Source organism: Agarivorans sp. TSD2052, from assembly GCF_023238625.1.
GTDB lineage: Bacteria > Pseudomonadota > Gammaproteobacteria > Enterobacterales > Celerinatantimonadaceae > Agarivorans.
In genome coordinates this window covers 1,984,163-1,999,857 of sequence record NZ_CP096670.1, presented here as the reverse complement: position 1 = coordinate 1,999,857, position 15,695 = coordinate 1,984,163, and the positions used below count along the sequence as shown (strand labels likewise).

The window sequence follows — 15,695 nt, the reverse complement described above, 5'->3', positions numbered from 1 at the left end:
TAAAATAAAACAAACGCGCGATGCAAAAAACATTTCGTTGAGTAAACGCCATGTAAGGCTTATTAAGTATTTAGGGACGATATGAAAAAATGCTATTTAGCACTGGCTGTGTTTGGTTCCACTTTGGCTCTCTCTGTTGAAGCCGCGGGACCCAGACTGGTAGCTCATCACGACACCTATATTCTGCTGGCGAAATACAACCCTAACCCTCCTTCTTTAAGTGAGTATTCAAGCGTTTTTGCTACGAAAGATGGCAGTGACGGTCAACGACTAGATAATCTTGAAGCAGAATTTCAAATTAGTGGTAAATTGATTGTCGCCGAGGGCATGTTAGCTAATCGTGATTATTTAAGCTTTGCTTATACCCAACAAAGCTTTTGGCAAGTCTACAACAAGCCATTCTCTTCTCCTTTCCGAGATACCAACTACGAACCCGAGCTTATTTATACATGGCGCCCTTCAGAGTTCGCGATAAGCCAAAATAAATTACACTTCCGTGCTGTTAGCATTGGTTATAGCCACAAAGCTAACGGCTCATATGATGAATTCGACCGCTCATGGGACAGAATTTACGCACAGTTAGATGCCAACTATGATAGTTGGCTTTTTCGCGTGAAACCTTGGCTACCCGTTGGTCCAGAAATCAACGCTGGCGAATCATTCACTGACTATTATGGCTATGGAGAGGTGTCTGTCGCTTATCTGTTTGGCGACGACCAGTGCAACCACGCGATTAAAGCGATGGGGCGCAACAACCTCAAGTCTGATAACAAAGGGGCGATTGATCTGCGCTTCTCCTACTGTATGTCTCCAACTATTTCGCTGTATGCTAAGTACTTCAACGGTTATGGCGAATCAATGATTGATTACAATATTCATAATCAATCTTTTGGTTTAGGGGTATCCTTAAATCGAATCGGCGACAGGCGAGAAATGGCATCGCAAAGCAGCAAATGGACCTTTGCCGGCATGAGCATATTTAGAGACAATTATATACTTCCCGTAAAGTACAACCCTTCACCTGCAGCGCCAGATCTAGCCGGAGGGCTTACAGGTGACACGCCCGAGAAAGTTGAGCTTGAGTTTCAGTTGAGTTTTCGACTCACGTTTCCTTTTACCCTATTTACCAGCAGTGACAATCTAAGCTTCGCTTATAGCCAGCAAACATTCTGGCAACCTTATGGCCGCGATGGAGATGCCATTAGAGAAACCAACTACGAACCAGAATTGTTTTACCAGTGGAATGCCCAGCAACAGCAGCAGGACAGTTCCGTGTGGCTTCCAGAATGGGTAAGGTTTGGATTCGTACATGAGTCAAATGGTCAAACTCAGATACGTTCGCGCTCTTGGAATCGTATCTATACCGAACTTAGCTTTGATGCCAAGCCGGTCACTATTGGCATTAAACCTTGGTACCGACTAAAAGAAGATGCCAGCGAAGACGACAACCCTAATATTGAAGATTATTATGGCTACGGAGAATTAACCGCAAATTGGCAAATAAACGACAATCATCGCTTAAGCTTGATGGCTCGCAACAATCTAAAAACAGATAATAAAGGTGCTATTGACGTGAGGTGGGCCTACCCAATCACCAAAGAACTGGCCTTATACTTAAAATATTTCAATGGTTACGGTGAATCGCTGATTGACTACAACAAACACAACCAAAGCTTAGGTATAGGCTTTGCGCTAAATAATTAATCGCGAAATAAACAAAGCCTATGTGTAGCAACATTCACTACACATAGGCAGTTGTGATTTTTTATAGTCTGAATTTTCCGATCATGTCGCTTAAATCACGATTGATTGTGGCGATATTTTCAGTTTCAACGCGTTGTAAGCTCCCTTCATTATTCAGTTTTTCAACCATGTCATGGATTTGGTGCATGCTTTTGTTGATGTCTTGAATAACCACATTTTGCTCATTAGCTGAGGTTGATACTTGTGAATTCAGTTCGTTGATTTTAGTAACAATAACGCTCATTTCCTGTAAATTATCAGAGGTATTAGCCGCCTCTCCTACCGTGTCGTTACAAGTGTGCTCAGTGCTACCAATAGAAGAGACAACTAACGACGCTTCATTTTTAAGTTTTGAAAGTGCGGTTTCAATCTCACTAGTGCTGGTTTGAGTGCGGCTTGCCAATGCACGAACCTCATCTGCAACTACCGCAAAACCACGGCCTTGATCGCCCGCTCTGGCCGCTTCAATGGAAGCATTCAAGGCCAATAAGTTAGTTTGTTCTGCAATACTACCGATCACCTCAACAATACTTTGAATACTGCTGGTCTCATTGTTCATGTTCTCAATGTTGCTAGAAGTTTCATGAATTTGTGCTGCCAGCGCTTGAATTTTTTGCTGGGTAGATTTGATAGTATCAATTGACAACTCACCCGTTTGATTGGCATCACTGGTATATTGCGCTGCAGAGCTGGTATGTTCGGCAACCATCACCGCGGTGTTTGATAACTCCTCTATGGCAGTCACAATTTGTGTTGTTTCACTAGAGTGTTGTACCAAAATTTGCTCACTACTACGACTATACTGTTGAAGTGTATTAACGCCATTAGACAGTTTTAATGTGGCATTATTGATATCAACTAACATGGTTTGTAATTGAGAAATAAAGTTGTTGATGCCCGACGCTATTTTGCCAATATCGTCGTCGTTATTGACCTCTAGTCGCTGTGTTAAATCGGCATTACCTTGGCCTAACTCAGTCACTAAGTCTCTCAGTTTATTTATCGGCTGATAGAGTTTATTCATGACAAACAGCAAAATTAACACCGATACGATCACTGCTAAAGCGATGATCATCGCTAACTTATAGGTTGCAGCCGTTAATGGAGCAAACGCCACGGCTTCATCTACAACCGTAACCACATACCACTCGTTGTCGCCAAGTAATGGTATTTTCTGACTAGCGATCAAAGTGGCAATGCTTTCAATTTCAACGGTCTCAAACGATTCATCTCTACCAACCACCGCAGAAAACACATCGAGCAAATTTTCACTTTGCTTAATATTGTCTTTCTGGTTTATAAAACGGGTATTCGAAGCGAGTACCAAGCCCTGCTTGTCGATGATAAAGCCAGTGGCACCCTCAATCTCACTTAAAGAATCTAGTTGCTGCTGTAATTGGTCAAAGCGCAGATCAGCCATGATAATCCCATCTTGAATCGGGTGCATTACGCCCACCATCGGGATCCCCTCTGAGCGAGTGAAAAAAACATCGCTCAAAGACAGTACACCATTACGTTTGCCTGCTTGGTACCAAGGTCTTGAACGAGGATCGTATTTACTCGGAATGCCAACGCCATCAGGAAATGACTCAGAAGCTTTAGATACAAAAGACGAACCATCATCAAAACCTATAATAACTTTAACTACTCCGCCTAATTTTGCAGTGTATTGAGTCATCTTTACATGGTCGTTGCTATGTTCACCTTGCTTATACAAAGCTGCTAGCTCAGTTACCGCAGCAGTGGTTCTACTAAAGGAGGCCTGAATCTCACTCACCTTAGTATCAATTGTATGATGTATATCATCTGTTAAGCCGAGTGTTATTTGCTGTTTTAATAGACTATAAGACAAATAACTACTTACTAAAAGCGATAAAATCATCAAACTGGTTATTGCGGTTAATAGGCTAGCCTTAAATCCCAATTGCTTCATACACCCTCACATTTGTATTATTATATATCCAGCAATTGTATATCGGATAACTGTTGAAATACTGCTAACTTGCTCAATAAAATGACATTACACAACGATGATTTTTAAACATTCTTTGACATTGTTAACATAATGTCAGCTTAATAATCACCACACCTAGCCAAACAATGTGTGGGTACATGAAGCTCAAACGGCAGATATGAAAAAGCTCTAAAGGGCTAACCTTTAGAGCTTCTGAAAACGAAGAATTAGCGTTGTTAACTTAAGTCGATAGCTTTAACCAACTCCGCAATGGCATCCCAGTTTTGTTCTTTAATTAAATTGGCCGGTACCATCCACGTACCACCGCAAGCAAGAACTGCATTAATGCTTAAGTAGTCGTTAATGTTTTTTACTGATACTCCGCCCGTAGGCATGAACTTAACAGGATAAACCGCAGTCAATGCTTTCAACATGCCTACGCCGCCAGAAGGCTCAGCAGGGAAAAACTTCAAGGTATCTAAGCCCATTTCCATCGCTTGCTCAACCAACGAAGGGTTATTTACACCTGGAATAATTGGCATATTTCGTTGTTGGCAGTAAAGAACGGTGGTCGGGTTAAAACCTGGGCTTACAACAAAATCTACACCCGCATCAATAGCTTGGTCTACTTGCTCACTCGTTAACACCGTACCAGCACCGATTAACATATCAGGGTAGGCTTCACGCATATTGGCAATGGCTTGGGCTGCAGCAGGAGTTCTAAACGTAATTTCGGCACAAGGTAAACCGTTATCAACCAAAACTTTTGCTAGCGGTACTGCATCATCGGCGTTATCAATGGCAATAACAGGAATTACTTTAAGCTTCTGAAGTTGTTCATTTAATGTCATTTTTCTATCCTAATAGTTATACCGCATCTGCGGTAGATAATAGCTGAATGGTAGGCATGTGCTTAGCATCAATAATGGCACCTTTATGCTGTATAACGGTTCCTGCCATTTTATGGCCGGTTAACGCTGCTTGTTTAGCGTTAGCACCTTGCAGACGAGCCGCCAAATAACCAGCTGCAAAAGAATCCCCTGCTGCATTAGTATCCACTACATTGGCTACCTTGGTGGCAGGCACACTAATAGCACCCTCTTCAGTGACAATTAGGCAGTCTTTGCTGCCACGCTTTATCACCAACTCACTGACACCTAGCGCTAAGGTACGTTCAATACATTGTTCTATGTGTTCATCACCATAAATAGCTTGCTCGTCATCAAAGGTAAGCATCGCTGTATGAGTACAAGCTAAAATTTTTGCGTAAGCATCAATCGCCTGTTGCTTACTTTGCCAAAGTGCTGGTCTGAAGTTGTTATCAAACATTACTTTAGCTCCATTAGCTTGGCACTGAGCTAAAACATGGTAAAGTTTCTCGCGCATCCCTTCAGAGAGAATAGCGACACTGATCCCCGATAAATACACAACATCGTAAGCATACAATTGTTCTAACAATGCATCACTTACATTATCCAGCCAGTATTTGGCCGCAGAATCATTTCGCCAGTATAGAAAGCTACGCTCACCGGTCTCATCAACCTGCACCATGTAAATACCAGGTAATTTGTCACCCAACCTCTGTACCAATTGAGTGTCAATTTGCTCTTGATGCCATATAGCAAGCATCTGGTCGCTTAATTGATCGGTACCTAAGGCAGTAACATAACTCACGGTAGCACTGTTCACTAACCGCGAAAAATACACCGCTGTATTTAAGGTGTCACCACCAAAGCTTTGGCGTAAGCCCTGCTGTTGCTGTTGTAACTCAACCATGCATTCGCCAATAAAAGCGACTTTTAACTCAGTCATGAATGTTTCCTCTTAAGCCAAGAAATCCTCACGCGGGGGTGAGAAACAATCTACTAGTACACTGCCTTCTTCAAGCGCCACGGCCCCATGCATAAAGGTTTTTGAAGCGATATAGGCATCGCCTTTTTTAACAATTTTCTTTTCGCCGTTAACTTCAGCTTCAAAGCTGCCTTCAGCAACGTAACCAATTTGATCATGTAGTTCATGAGCGTGAGGTACACCAATGGCCCCCTTCTCAAAGCGAACATGAACAACCATTAACTGCTCGGTATAACCGACAATTTTACGGGTGATGCCATCGCCAAGGTCGTCCCAAGTGGCTTCTGCTGAATTAAAAAATGCTGTCATAGTGTTTCTCGTTATTATCTAATTGTACTTACTGCCTATCAATAGATAGACGGCTATCTAATTATCGAATCGCAAGGCCGCGCGCGACCTTGCTGCTCGATTGTTGTTAATTGAATTATTCAGTTGCAGGTTCAACGGTTAAGGTTTTATTAGGTTTACGTGCTGCTTGAACCAACAGTATCCCCGCCGTTAACACGATAGTTCCACATAATACGAATAAAGCTCTGCCTGATATATCGTTTGGAATCAAAGCCATCGCGATAATTCCGAAGCCTGCTACGCTAATGAGGTTGCCCAACATTGAACGTTGGCGAGTATCAAGGTTTTGTTGCTCTTCGCTTTCTGCATAAACCGGCGTATTCCAATCACGAAATAGTTCATCAACCTCAGCTTGACGCTCAGGGGTGCGGCCACGGTAGAACTTGGTTGTTGCAAGGAAGAATCCACCGGTAACAATTACGTGTGCAGCCAAGCTTAAGCCAACTTTAAGGTCTGCCCATTCGCGGCTTGTTAGTTGCTGCTCTAAACCGAACCAGTTTTGGATATCATCTGCTGTAAGTGCCACACCGAATACGTAAGACACCACACCACCAACTATCAAGGTGGCCCATCCAGCCCAATCAGGCGTGTTACGCACCCACATGCCTAATAACACAGGAATTAACATTGGGAAGCCAATTAGAGCACCAATGTTCAACACAATATCGAACAAACTTAAATGACGTAATGAATTTATAAACAAGCCTATTGCGATAATCACAAAGCCCATAAATATCGTGGCTAACTTACTCGCTACAATCAGCTCTTTTTCACTGGCCGCTTCTTTTCGTACGATCGGCGAATAGAAATTACGTATAAAAATGCCTGCATTACGGTTTAAACCTGAATCCATTGAGCTCATCGTAGCCGCAAACATTGCCGACATTAACAAACCTACCATGCCCGCAGGCATCACATTTTGAACAAAGGCTAAATAAGCTGCATCACTGCCCCCCACCGAGCCATAAGCTTCGGCAAAGTCAGGCATGAACGCGTTCACATACCAAGGCGGTAAGAACCAAATTAGCGGACCAACAATCATTAAGATACAAGCAAGACCTGCAGCTTTACGCGCATTGTCACTGTCTTTGGCACACAAATAACGGTAGGCATTAATGCTGTTATTCATGACACCGAATTGCTTAACAAAGATGAACACGATCCAAAGTAAGAAAATACTAATGTAGTTTAAGTTACTGCCTACAACGAAATCGCCATGGAAATTACTAACGATATTGGTTAAACCGCCGCCATGGAAGTAAGCGGCAATAGCACACGTAATTGTCACAGCCATAATCACTAACATCTGCATAAAATCAGAAGCTACAACGGCCCAAGATCCACCAGTTACGGCCATAATCACGAGTACTACACCGGTAAAGATAATGGTTGTTTCCATCGGGATGTTAAATACGGCGGCAACAAAAATGGCCAAACCGTTCAACCAGACACCCGCAGAAATCAAGCTGTCAGGCATACCTAACCAAGTAAAAAACTGCTCAGAGGTACGGCCAAAGCGCTTTTTAATCGCCTCAATGGCCGTAACAACGCGAAGCTGCCTAAACTTAGGTGCGAAATAAATGTAATTCATAAAATAGCCAAACGCGTTGGCCAAGAACAAGATAACGATGGCAAAACCATCGGTAAATGCTTTCCCTGCTGCTCCAGTAAAGGTCCATGCTGAAAATTGAGTCATAAATGCTGTCGCACCTACCATCCACCACAGCATTTTACCGCCGCCTCTAAAGTAATCACTGGTGGAAGAGGTAAAAGTACGAAACATCCAGCCTATCGCAATCAAAAATACGAAGTAGGCTAGTACAACAACGATATCAATACTCATAACTGCCTCTGAAGGTTAATTGAAACTGAAAATTAAAGAACAGACGTAGTTTAAAAGCAATATCATCTTATTGTAATACAAAAGCACATTATATGTGATGGAGATCGAATTGTTTTTAATTGTCAGAAAAGTTATTTGCAATCAAGTACCGTATAAGCCCCGTATAAAAGGGCTTAGAGACAGCTCGAAGCTCCCTGTTAGATATATTGTGAGTAAGCTCACTCTTTTAAATCTTTATGCTGACTAGTTGGTCTATTTGTATTACTTTATAGCCAATAGATATGAGTATTACGAGGTTACAATGCTTGAGAACGTAAATGCAGTGTTAATGAGTCATCACGAAATATTAGATATGCGTAATCAACTGGGGCGCGATAGCTTAATGGGTAAAACCTTAGCTAGCATGATTAGCGATACCCAAACTTACATGGCCAATCCTATTGAAGTGCCTGGACACGGTGAAGCTGGCGGGTATGAGCATAACCGCCACAAACAGAACTACCAGTATATTAACCAAGCAGGCCGCCTATTTCTAATTACAGGTGAAGACCAATACGCTCATTACGCAGCTGATATGTTAAGTGAATACGCTGACAAATATTTAGGTTTTGGTTTCCATATTCAGCGTAATACTAATCCTCCTGGGCGCTTGTTCCACCAGATCTTAAACGAACACGTTTGGCTTTTATATGCCAGCCTAGGATACAGCTGTATTAAACATTGGTTAAACGAAGAACAGCGCCAACACATCGAAGGCCAGTTATTTCAACCGATGCTGGACATGTTCACCGACAAATATGGCTTCGACTTTGACCGCATTCATAACCATGGTTTATGGGCTGTTGCCGCCGTCGGTATATGTGGGCTCGCCATTGATAAACCCGAATACATAGAGATGTCAGTGCATGGCTTGAAAGGCGATGATGTGACTGGCGGTTTTCTAGCTCAAATTAGCCAACTATTTGCTCCCTCTGGCTACTATATGGAAGGCCCCTATTATCACCGTTACGCCATTAGACCACTGTGTTTATTTGCCGAGGTATTACACCGCCACCGCCCAGAACTAAATATCTTTGAATATAAAGATCAAGTCATCGGCAAAACCATAAAAGCGATGCTTGCTACCGCCTACCCTAATGGCGTATTCCCTGCGCTAAATGATGCTTCATTATCAATGGATATCAAAGATCAAGGCGTGGTGGTTGCCGTCAGCTTAGCCTACAAACATTACGGTCATGATGAACGCTTATTAGCTATGGCACAGATTCAGCAAGGCGTTTGGCTACATAGTTGTGGCTTAACACTTTCCGATGCTTATGAGCAAAGCACCAACCCAAGCCTGCCACACTGGCCAAGCGTAGAGTTAAACGAAGGCCCCAATGGCGACCGCGGAGCTCAAGGTTTTGTTCGTATGCAAAGCAAAGGTGGTGACGTTAGCCAGTTAGTGATGAACTATGGCCAACATGGCATGGGCCATGGCCATTTTGATACCTTGGGTATTAGCTTCTTTAACCGCGGCCAAGAAGTGTTAAAAGAATACGGATTTGGTCGCTGGGTAAATGTAGAGCCTAAATTTGGTGGGCGTTACCTAGACGAAAATAAATCTTACGCACGCCAAACCATAGCCCATAATGCAGTAGCGGTAGATCAAGGCTGTCAAAATAACTTTGACGTTAAGTTAGCCGACAGCAAACATGGTATTCCCCATTTCTTTAATACAGACAATCAAGACTTACAGGCCGTCAGTGCCTTTGCCGATGATTTCTACCCCGGCGTTCAACAACAGCGCAGTTTAGTACTAATTAACGATGAAGCCCTTGAAGCTCCCTTGCTAGTTGATGTATTCCGTTTAAGCAGCGAACAAGAACATAGCTACGATTACGCCCTGCAATACCAAGGGCAAATTGTACGCTGTAATAGCGACTACCAAACCCACACTGAATTAGCCCCAATGGGTGACAATTATGGTTATCAACACCTGTGGAATGAAGCGCAAGGTAAAGCCGCGGATAACAGCTTAGTTAGCTGGCTACAAGGCAGCAGTTATTACTCGTGGATTAGTGCGAGTGAAGCCAACGATGAACTGTTTTTTACGCGTGTTGGCGCTAACGACCCACAATTTAACCTGCGTAACGAAACCAGTTTTATCTTACGCCGTAAGGCTAAATCTACGGTATTTGCTAACGTATTAGAAACCCACGGGTACTTTAACGAAGCGGTAGAAGCAAGTACCAATGCTCGCGGTAAAGTAAACCAAGTGACGGTGATTGTTAGCAATGACATCGGCAGTGTTATTACTGTGCAGGGGGAAGACATCAACTTCACGATTATGATAAGTAATCAGCGCGATGTTACACCCAATACACAACACTCTATTGAATTTAATCAACAAACCTATTGCTGGCAGGGATCTCTGGCTTTACTAAAGAACCGAGGTTAATCATGACTTACCAACCCTTATTGATCAGCTTTGAAGAAGCAAAAGAGCTCGCTAAGCACCTAAATACCGACACGCTAATCGGCCAATCGATTGCAGCCGAAATGGCCGCTTTAGAAGCCTACATGCCTATTGGCATTGAGATCCCAGGCCACGGTGAAGCTGGCGGTTACGAACACAACCGCCACAAGCAAAACTACATCCACTTGGATTTAGCGGGCCGTTTGTACTTGATTACCGAAGACCAACGCTACCTTGATTATGCGCGTAGCATGTTGGTTGAATATGCCAAGGTGTACCCTACTTTAGAGCTAAACACTAGCCGAGATTCAAATCCTCCTGGGCGTTTATTCCACCAAACGCTGAACGAGAACATGTGGATGTTGTATGCCTCATGTGCTTATTCGTGTATTCGCCATAAACTGCCTGCTGACGAACAAACACTGATCGAAAACGATCTGTTCAAACTAATGATTGAGCTATTTGTTGATGTATATGCGCATGATTTCGACATTGTACACAACCATGGTTTATGGGCTGTTGCAGGTGTAGGCATTTGTGGTTATGCCATTCAAGACCAAGCCAGTGTAGACAAAGCAATGTATGGCTTAAAAGGCGACAGTGTAAGCGGTGGCTTTATTGCTCAACTTACTCAACTGTTTTCGCCAGACGGCTATTACATGGAAGGCCCGTATTATCACCGTTTCTCACTGCGCCCTATTTTCTTATTTGCCGAAGCTATTGAGCGTCGCCAACCAGAAATAGGCATTTACCAGCTTAAAGACCAAGTAATTAAAACCACCACCTATGCAGTAATGGCAACAGCCTTTCCAAATGGTGTATTACCAGCGTTAAATGATTCATCTAAAACCATGGACATCAACGACGAGGGTATCTTAATCGCTACCAGCATGTGTTTTAGCCGCTATCAACGTGATGCCAACCTAGTAGCAATGGCCAAACATCAAGCTAAAGTATGGGTTCATGCCTCAGGTGCAAGTTTGTCTGAAGCCAGTGACAACGCCGACAACATTGGTGGCTTTAACTGGGGCAGCTTAATACTCAGCGATGGCGCCGAAGGCGACCGTGGCGGCGTAGCTATTTTGCGTCACCGCGATGCAACACAAGACGACAGCATGGCACTATTGTGGTTTGGCCAACATGGCAGTGACCACAAATTGCACTCTGCGCTAGACCATGGGCACTTCGATGGTTTGCATTTCAACCTATTCAACCGTGGCCAAGAAGTCCTGCATGATTACGGCTTTGGTCGCTGGGTAAATGTTGAGCCTAAGTTTGGTGGTCGATACATCCCTGAAAACAAAAGCTACGCCAAGCAAACTATTGCTCACAACACTGTAGTGGTTGATTTTCAAAGCCAAAACCAAGGCGATACCGCCACCGCCGAAGAAAAATGGGGCGAGAAACACTTCTTCGTTACCGACGACAGCAAGCTGCAGGCCATGAGTGCGATAGTACGAAACTACTACCCAGGGGTAGACCAGCAGCGCAGTGTGATTATGTTTGAAGCTGAAGGTTTCGCCAAACCATTAGTGCTAGATTTATTTCGCTTAGTCAGCGAAGAACAGCACAACTACGATTACACCTTACATTATTCAGGTCAGTTTATTCGCAGCGACTTTAACTACGAATGTAACGCCCGCTTAAAACCCCTAGGTGATAGTAATGGTTACCAGCATTTGTGGAACCAAGCTAGCGCAGAAGTAAGCGGTTCTAGCTTAGTCACTTGGTTGCAAGGCAACAGTTACTACTCAATGATTAGTTCAGCAGTAGACAATAGCCAAGTGATTATGGCGCGCACTGGCGCTAATGACCCAGACTTCAACTTACGCAGCGAACCTGTTTTGATATTACGTCAACAGGGTAAATCACATCTATTCGCAAACGTTTTTGAAACGCACGGTTATTTCAATGAAGCAATTGAAGCAAGCACCGATGCGCGTGGACAAGTTGCATCTGTAGAAGTATTGGCACATAACAAAGTAGCATCGGCAGTAGCTATTCATTTGCTGTCAGGAAAGCAAATTTTGGTTTGTGTATCTAACCAAGCCAACGTACAAGAGGCGACCCAACACCAATTAGAGCTTAATGGTGAAACGCTTCGCTGGAGTGGTCCTATACTAGTGAAATAAGCTTGCTGGCTTATTTATTTGGCCCCGCATCGCGGGGCTTTTTTGTGTTTAATAATCAGCAAACCTAAGTCTCAAATCATTGGCAAACAATACTTAGCGGTCATTCACATCTACTTGTATGTCATATCGTGTTTCTTAAGGCTACTGTAAATAGCTCTCGACACTTCGCCAATAGCACTCGACATTTCGCCCCTGCAGACGGTGCCCTGATGGGCAGGAAGGTGTTGGTACATCGTCAACAAGTAACAATACCCTACTCCACAAAATCAGCCGCAATAAGACTAAGTCGTTTAGCTATCTTAGTGGCTGCCGATTTCCAAACAGCACTGACAAGGGGCATTATCAGTGTGGGTTTAGTCATCGAGTGTGTTAGGTGAACGACAATGTACGCCACGAACAATATTCGATTAATGTTGTGAGTAACACCGACATTATTTCACCGTATTAAGCAGGTTATTCTGGCCAACTAGCCAAAACCGAAAGCACAAGCGTTACAAAGTTGGCAACAAATAGATGCCGAAATCACAGAGTGAGTTCGGCATTGAGATGGGGGGAATGGAGCGATTAACTATAACTATGCAGCATTATTTGAAGGCAAACGGTGATTGCTATTATTAAGTAACGCTAAGTTTGCTTCACGTGCTTTGTCGGCATTGCCTATCATTATCGCATCATAGATAGCTTTATGTTCTTCAATACAGGTGCCACCCTCTTTAGATGAATGGTCAATAAAGCCCACAAACATAGTACGTAATACGTTCGCGAAAGGAATATAGAAACTATTGCCGGTAGAGAGGAAAACCAACCGGTGGAACTCCATGTCAACATCGGTCCACTGGTGAGTAACATCTTTACCGCTCGCTACGTCAGCCATCTTCTGGAAAACTTCAGATAACAACATGCGCTGCTCAGCCGTGGCATTTCTAGCTGCTAACGCTGCAGCTTCAGGTTCAATTGCCCGTCGTAGCGCCAAAAATTCTTGATATGAGCGCTCGGTATTTTCTAAGCCCATCATCCAATCTAATAATTGGGAATCGAGAAAATTCCAATATTCGCGGTCTCTTACTCTAGTGCCGATTTTTGGACGAGATTCGAGCAGACCTTTCGAGTTCAATAATTTAATAGCTTCTCTTAAGGCCGTTCTACTCACCCCAAACTGCTCGCAAAGGTCTAACTCACCTGGAATGATACTTCCTTGCGGTAATTGGCCGGATAGAATGCCACGAGCAATATCTCTGGCAACTTGTAAATGAAGGCTACGGGAAGAACCTTTGATTAAATCGAATTCATTAGACATGAAAAAACCCTAAAAAATAAATATTAGTAATCCCAGACTAATCGATCTGAGATTACTGCTACTCATTAAGTATTATTAATCCTACCTGATTTGCTCGCTATCATAAACAAAAAAAGCTAGCAATTGCTGGCTTGATCGCTTTATTTATAACACTTAAGGCCCTATTCAAAGGCCGTCCATTAGAAAGATAATCAATATTGCTTTACCTTGAAAGCTGCGAGAAATTAATGAAAGATATTACAATATGTTTACTGTTAGAACATAAATCAGGTTGTATATAGCGGTCAATCAAGCACAAACATAGCAGTGCATTCTACTTTGTGACCACCGAGCCAAACTTCAGTCTTAAAAACAAAAAGACCACACCGTTTACTGTGTGGTCTTTTAGAACTGGCAAGGATTACTATTAATAGCGTTTCTAGCCGCCCAAGCAACTAAATGCCTAGATACCTAAGGCTTGTCCGCCTCCGATTTGCACCGTTTCAGCAGTGATAAAAGAAGCGTTGTCACTGACCAAAAAAGCAATCGTAGAGGCAACTTCTTCGGGTTGGCCTAAACGACCGAGCATGATACTGTCTTTCCATGAAGCGAATACTTCGGGTTTACTTTCTTTTATTTGAGCGTGAAATGGCGTGTCAATGGTACCGGGCGACACAGCATTAACACGAATGCCCGCTGGCGCTAATTCCTTAGCTAAAGCACGCGTTAAGGTGTGAACTGCACCCTTAGAAACACCGTATATTCCTGCACCAGGACCACCGGCATTCCAAGCTGCATTTGATGTAAAGTTAATGATTGACGCATTTTCAGCTTTCTTTAAAAATGGAATGGCGGCGCGCGACACGAAAAAGGCACTGTCTAAATTAAGCGCCATCACGAACCGGTAGAATTCAGTGGTCATTTCTTCCATAGGGCTGCGGCCGCCTAGGCCTCCAGCATTGTTCACTACGACATCAATTTTACCGAATTTTTCACCAATTTTAGTCACGTTTTCTGCCACAGCAGCATCGTCGGTCACATCAAAGCCATAGTACTCCGCTTCAATACCCGCAGCGGTCAGCTGAGCAACACGCTCGGCTCCCCGCTCGTCTTCAATACCATTTAGAATAACGGTATAACCTTCTTGACCTAAGCGTTTAGCCACTTGGAAGCCGATACCACCGGTTGCACCGGTGATTAATGCGATTTTATTAGCCATATTTATGCTCTCATTGATTAGTTTATAGTGATCTCAATTAAAAGAGTAAGCCCCTTTATTCATACAATAAGATTATAAAACTATTTATTGTATTACAAATACCTAGATCACATTTTAAAAACTGTAACGTAAACCAATGCGGCTTCTAAGCTCTCTTTGGCTAGAGTTACTCGATACAGAAACGTCACCAAACTCCAACCACGGTGTCCAATCCCCCATTGAGTAATGAACGGTAAAGTTGTTTTCGTAATTGGTGCGGCCATTGTCAAACAGCAGATACTCAGGGTTATCTGAATAATAATAGTTGCCCTCTAGACCAAAGGCCCACTGTTGATATTTATACGCTATATTAGCGGTATAACGATGGCGATACTTATTGATATCTTCGCTAGGCTTTATATCTAAACGGTAACGCCCACTAAGCGAGAAGCCACTTAGATTCTCAGGGGTATAGGTAAGACGTAATTGCGGCTTAAAAGTCGTGCCGGCGTCACTAAACTCAATAGGCATGCCAGGAATTAGTGCCCACTGGTCATTAATTTTGTAACGGTAACCGAGATCTATTTCTGATCCGTTTGACTGTAAATCTTCCATGAACTTGCCCTCTTCACCTTTAAATTTCAGCTCTAGCGCTAAAGCAAAATTGTTGTCAAAGGTGTGAGCCATTTTCACTCGGCTAGCATGTTGCTTTGTGTCACTTTTGTATTCGTGACGAAAGTCTACCGAAGTAGCTGCTGCATTGGCGCTGACGAAGCCAAGACTAGCGACCAACAAAACTAGGCTATTAGGTTTCATATTTCTCTCTATATTTAGTAATCATCAATTGTATTACAATACTATTTACAGGCGAGTCCAACTTTTTTTTGATGGT

The 15,695-nt window shown here is 43.1% G+C and carries 11 protein-coding genes; 3 read left to right on the top strand and 8 right to left on the bottom strand.

Features of this window, described 5'->3' with window-relative positions:
• Positions 1 to 81 precede the first annotated feature (81 nt).
• Positions 82 to 1,704: a phospholipase A gene (locus tag M0C34_RS09045; RefSeq protein ID WP_248715300.1), complete on the top strand. Its 1,623-nt coding sequence runs from the start codon at positions 82 to 84 to the stop codon at positions 1,702 to 1,704.
• Between the two features lie 61 nt (positions 1,705 to 1,765).
• Here M0C34_RS09045 and M0C34_RS09040 read toward each other — a convergent pair whose 3' ends face one another.
• The 5 genes from M0C34_RS09040 to M0C34_RS09020 form a co-directional block, all read right to left on the bottom strand.
• On the bottom strand, positions 1,766 to 3,676 hold the full coding sequence (locus tag M0C34_RS09040; protein ID WP_248715299.1) for a methyl-accepting chemotaxis protein: 1,911 nt from the start codon (positions 3,674 to 3,676) through the stop codon (positions 1,766 to 1,768).
• Positions 3,677 to 3,933: 257 nt separating this feature from the next.
• Positions 3,934 to 4,548 carry a bifunctional 4-hydroxy-2-oxoglutarate aldolase/2-dehydro-3-deoxy-phosphogluconate aldolase gene (locus M0C34_RS09035; protein WP_248715298.1) on the bottom strand — a complete coding sequence of 205 codons (615 nt, stop codon included), beginning with the start codon at positions 4,546 to 4,548 and terminating at the stop codon, positions 3,934 to 3,936.
• A 16-nt stretch (positions 4,549 to 4,564) separates the two neighbouring features.
• Positions 4,565 to 5,509, bottom strand: a complete 945-nt coding sequence (gene kdgK, locus M0C34_RS09030) for a 2-dehydro-3-deoxygluconokinase (protein ID WP_248715297.1) — start codon at positions 5,507 to 5,509, stop codon at positions 4,565 to 4,567.
• 12 nt (positions 5,510 to 5,521) lie between these two features.
• Positions 5,522 to 5,857 carry a cupin domain-containing protein gene (locus M0C34_RS09025; RefSeq protein WP_248715296.1) on the bottom strand — a complete coding sequence of 112 codons (336 nt, stop codon included), beginning with the start codon at positions 5,855 to 5,857 and terminating at the stop codon, positions 5,522 to 5,524.
• 115 nt (positions 5,858 to 5,972) lie between these two features.
• Positions 5,973 to 7,739 (bottom strand): sodium:solute symporter family protein, encoded by a 1,767-nt coding sequence (locus M0C34_RS09020; protein ID WP_248715295.1) that lies wholly within the window; start codon positions 7,737 to 7,739, stop codon positions 5,973 to 5,975.
• A 301-nt stretch (positions 7,740 to 8,040) separates the two neighbouring features.
• Between M0C34_RS09020 and M0C34_RS09015 the strand changes: the two genes are divergently transcribed.
• Together M0C34_RS09015 and M0C34_RS09010 are read left to right on the top strand one after the other, a co-directional pair.
• The gene (locus M0C34_RS09015; RefSeq protein ID WP_248715294.1) at positions 8,041 to 10,179 is read left to right on the top strand and encodes a heparinase II/III domain-containing protein; all 2,139 of its coding nucleotides are present in this window, start codon (positions 8,041 to 8,043) and stop codon (positions 10,177 to 10,179) included.
• Positions 10,180 to 10,181: 2 nt separating this feature from the next.
• On the top strand, positions 10,182 to 12,329 hold the full coding sequence (locus M0C34_RS09010; RefSeq protein WP_248715293.1) for a heparinase II/III domain-containing protein: 2,148 nt from the start codon (positions 10,182 to 10,184) through the stop codon (positions 12,327 to 12,329).
• A gap of 574 nt (positions 12,330 to 12,903) precedes the next feature.
• Here the strand turns inward: M0C34_RS09010 and M0C34_RS09005 are convergent.
• The 3 genes from M0C34_RS09005 to M0C34_RS08995 all read right to left on the bottom strand — a co-directional run bounded on the left by M0C34_RS09005 (position 12,904) and on the right by M0C34_RS08995 (position 15,619).
• Positions 12,904 to 13,626 carry a FadR/GntR family transcriptional regulator gene (locus M0C34_RS09005; protein WP_248715292.1) on the bottom strand — a complete coding sequence of 241 codons (723 nt, stop codon included), beginning with the start codon at positions 13,624 to 13,626 and terminating at the stop codon, positions 12,904 to 12,906.
• 442 nt (positions 13,627 to 14,068) lie between these two features.
• A complete protein-coding gene (locus tag M0C34_RS09000) occupies positions 14,069 to 14,824 on the bottom strand; it encodes an SDR family NAD(P)-dependent oxidoreductase (RefSeq protein WP_248715291.1) in 756 nt (251 codons plus the stop codon).
• Between the two features lie 114 nt (positions 14,825 to 14,938).
• Positions 14,939 to 15,619, bottom strand: coding sequence for an oligogalacturonate-specific porin KdgM family protein (locus M0C34_RS08995; RefSeq protein ID WP_248715290.1), 681 nt, complete (start codon positions 15,617 to 15,619; stop codon positions 14,939 to 14,941).
• Positions 15,620 to 15,695 lie beyond the last annotated feature (76 nt).

What these genes read in the sequence shown, in the direction of transcription:
- M0C34_RS09045 (WP_248715300.1), top strand. Translation starts at nt 82, where the DNA reads ATGAAAAAATGCTATTTAGCACTGGCTGTGTTTGGTTCCACTTTGGCT.
- M0C34_RS09040 (WP_248715299.1), bottom strand. Translation starts at nt 3,676, where the DNA reads ATGAAGCAATTGGGATTTAAGGCTAGCCTATTAACCGCAATAACCAGT.
- M0C34_RS09035 (WP_248715298.1), bottom strand. Translation starts at nt 4,548, where the DNA reads ATGACATTAAATGAACAACTTCAGAAGCTTAAAGTAATTCCTGTTATT.
- kdgK (WP_248715297.1), bottom strand. Translation starts at nt 5,509, where the DNA reads ATGACTGAGTTAAAAGTCGCTTTTATTGGCGAATGCATGGTTGAGTTA.
- M0C34_RS09025 (WP_248715296.1), bottom strand. Translation starts at nt 5,857, where the DNA reads ATGACAGCATTTTTTAATTCAGCAGAAGCCACTTGGGACGACCTTGGC.
- M0C34_RS09020 (WP_248715295.1), bottom strand. Translation starts at nt 7,739, where the DNA reads ATGAGTATTGATATCGTTGTTGTACTAGCCTACTTCGTATTTTTGATT.
- M0C34_RS09015 (WP_248715294.1), top strand. Translation starts at nt 8,041, where the DNA reads ATGCTTGAGAACGTAAATGCAGTGTTAATGAGTCATCACGAAATATTA.
- M0C34_RS09010 (WP_248715293.1), top strand. Translation starts at nt 10,182, where the DNA reads ATGACTTACCAACCCTTATTGATCAGCTTTGAAGAAGCAAAAGAGCTC.
- M0C34_RS09005 (WP_248715292.1), bottom strand. Translation starts at nt 13,626, where the DNA reads ATGTCTAATGAATTCGATTTAATCAAAGGTTCTTCCCGTAGCCTTCAT.
- M0C34_RS09000 (WP_248715291.1), bottom strand. Translation starts at nt 14,824, where the DNA reads ATGGCTAATAAAATCGCATTAATCACCGGTGCAACCGGTGGTATCGGC.
- M0C34_RS08995 (WP_248715290.1), bottom strand. Translation starts at nt 15,619, where the DNA reads ATGAAACCTAATAGCCTAGTTTTGTTGGTCGCTAGTCTTGGCTTCGTC.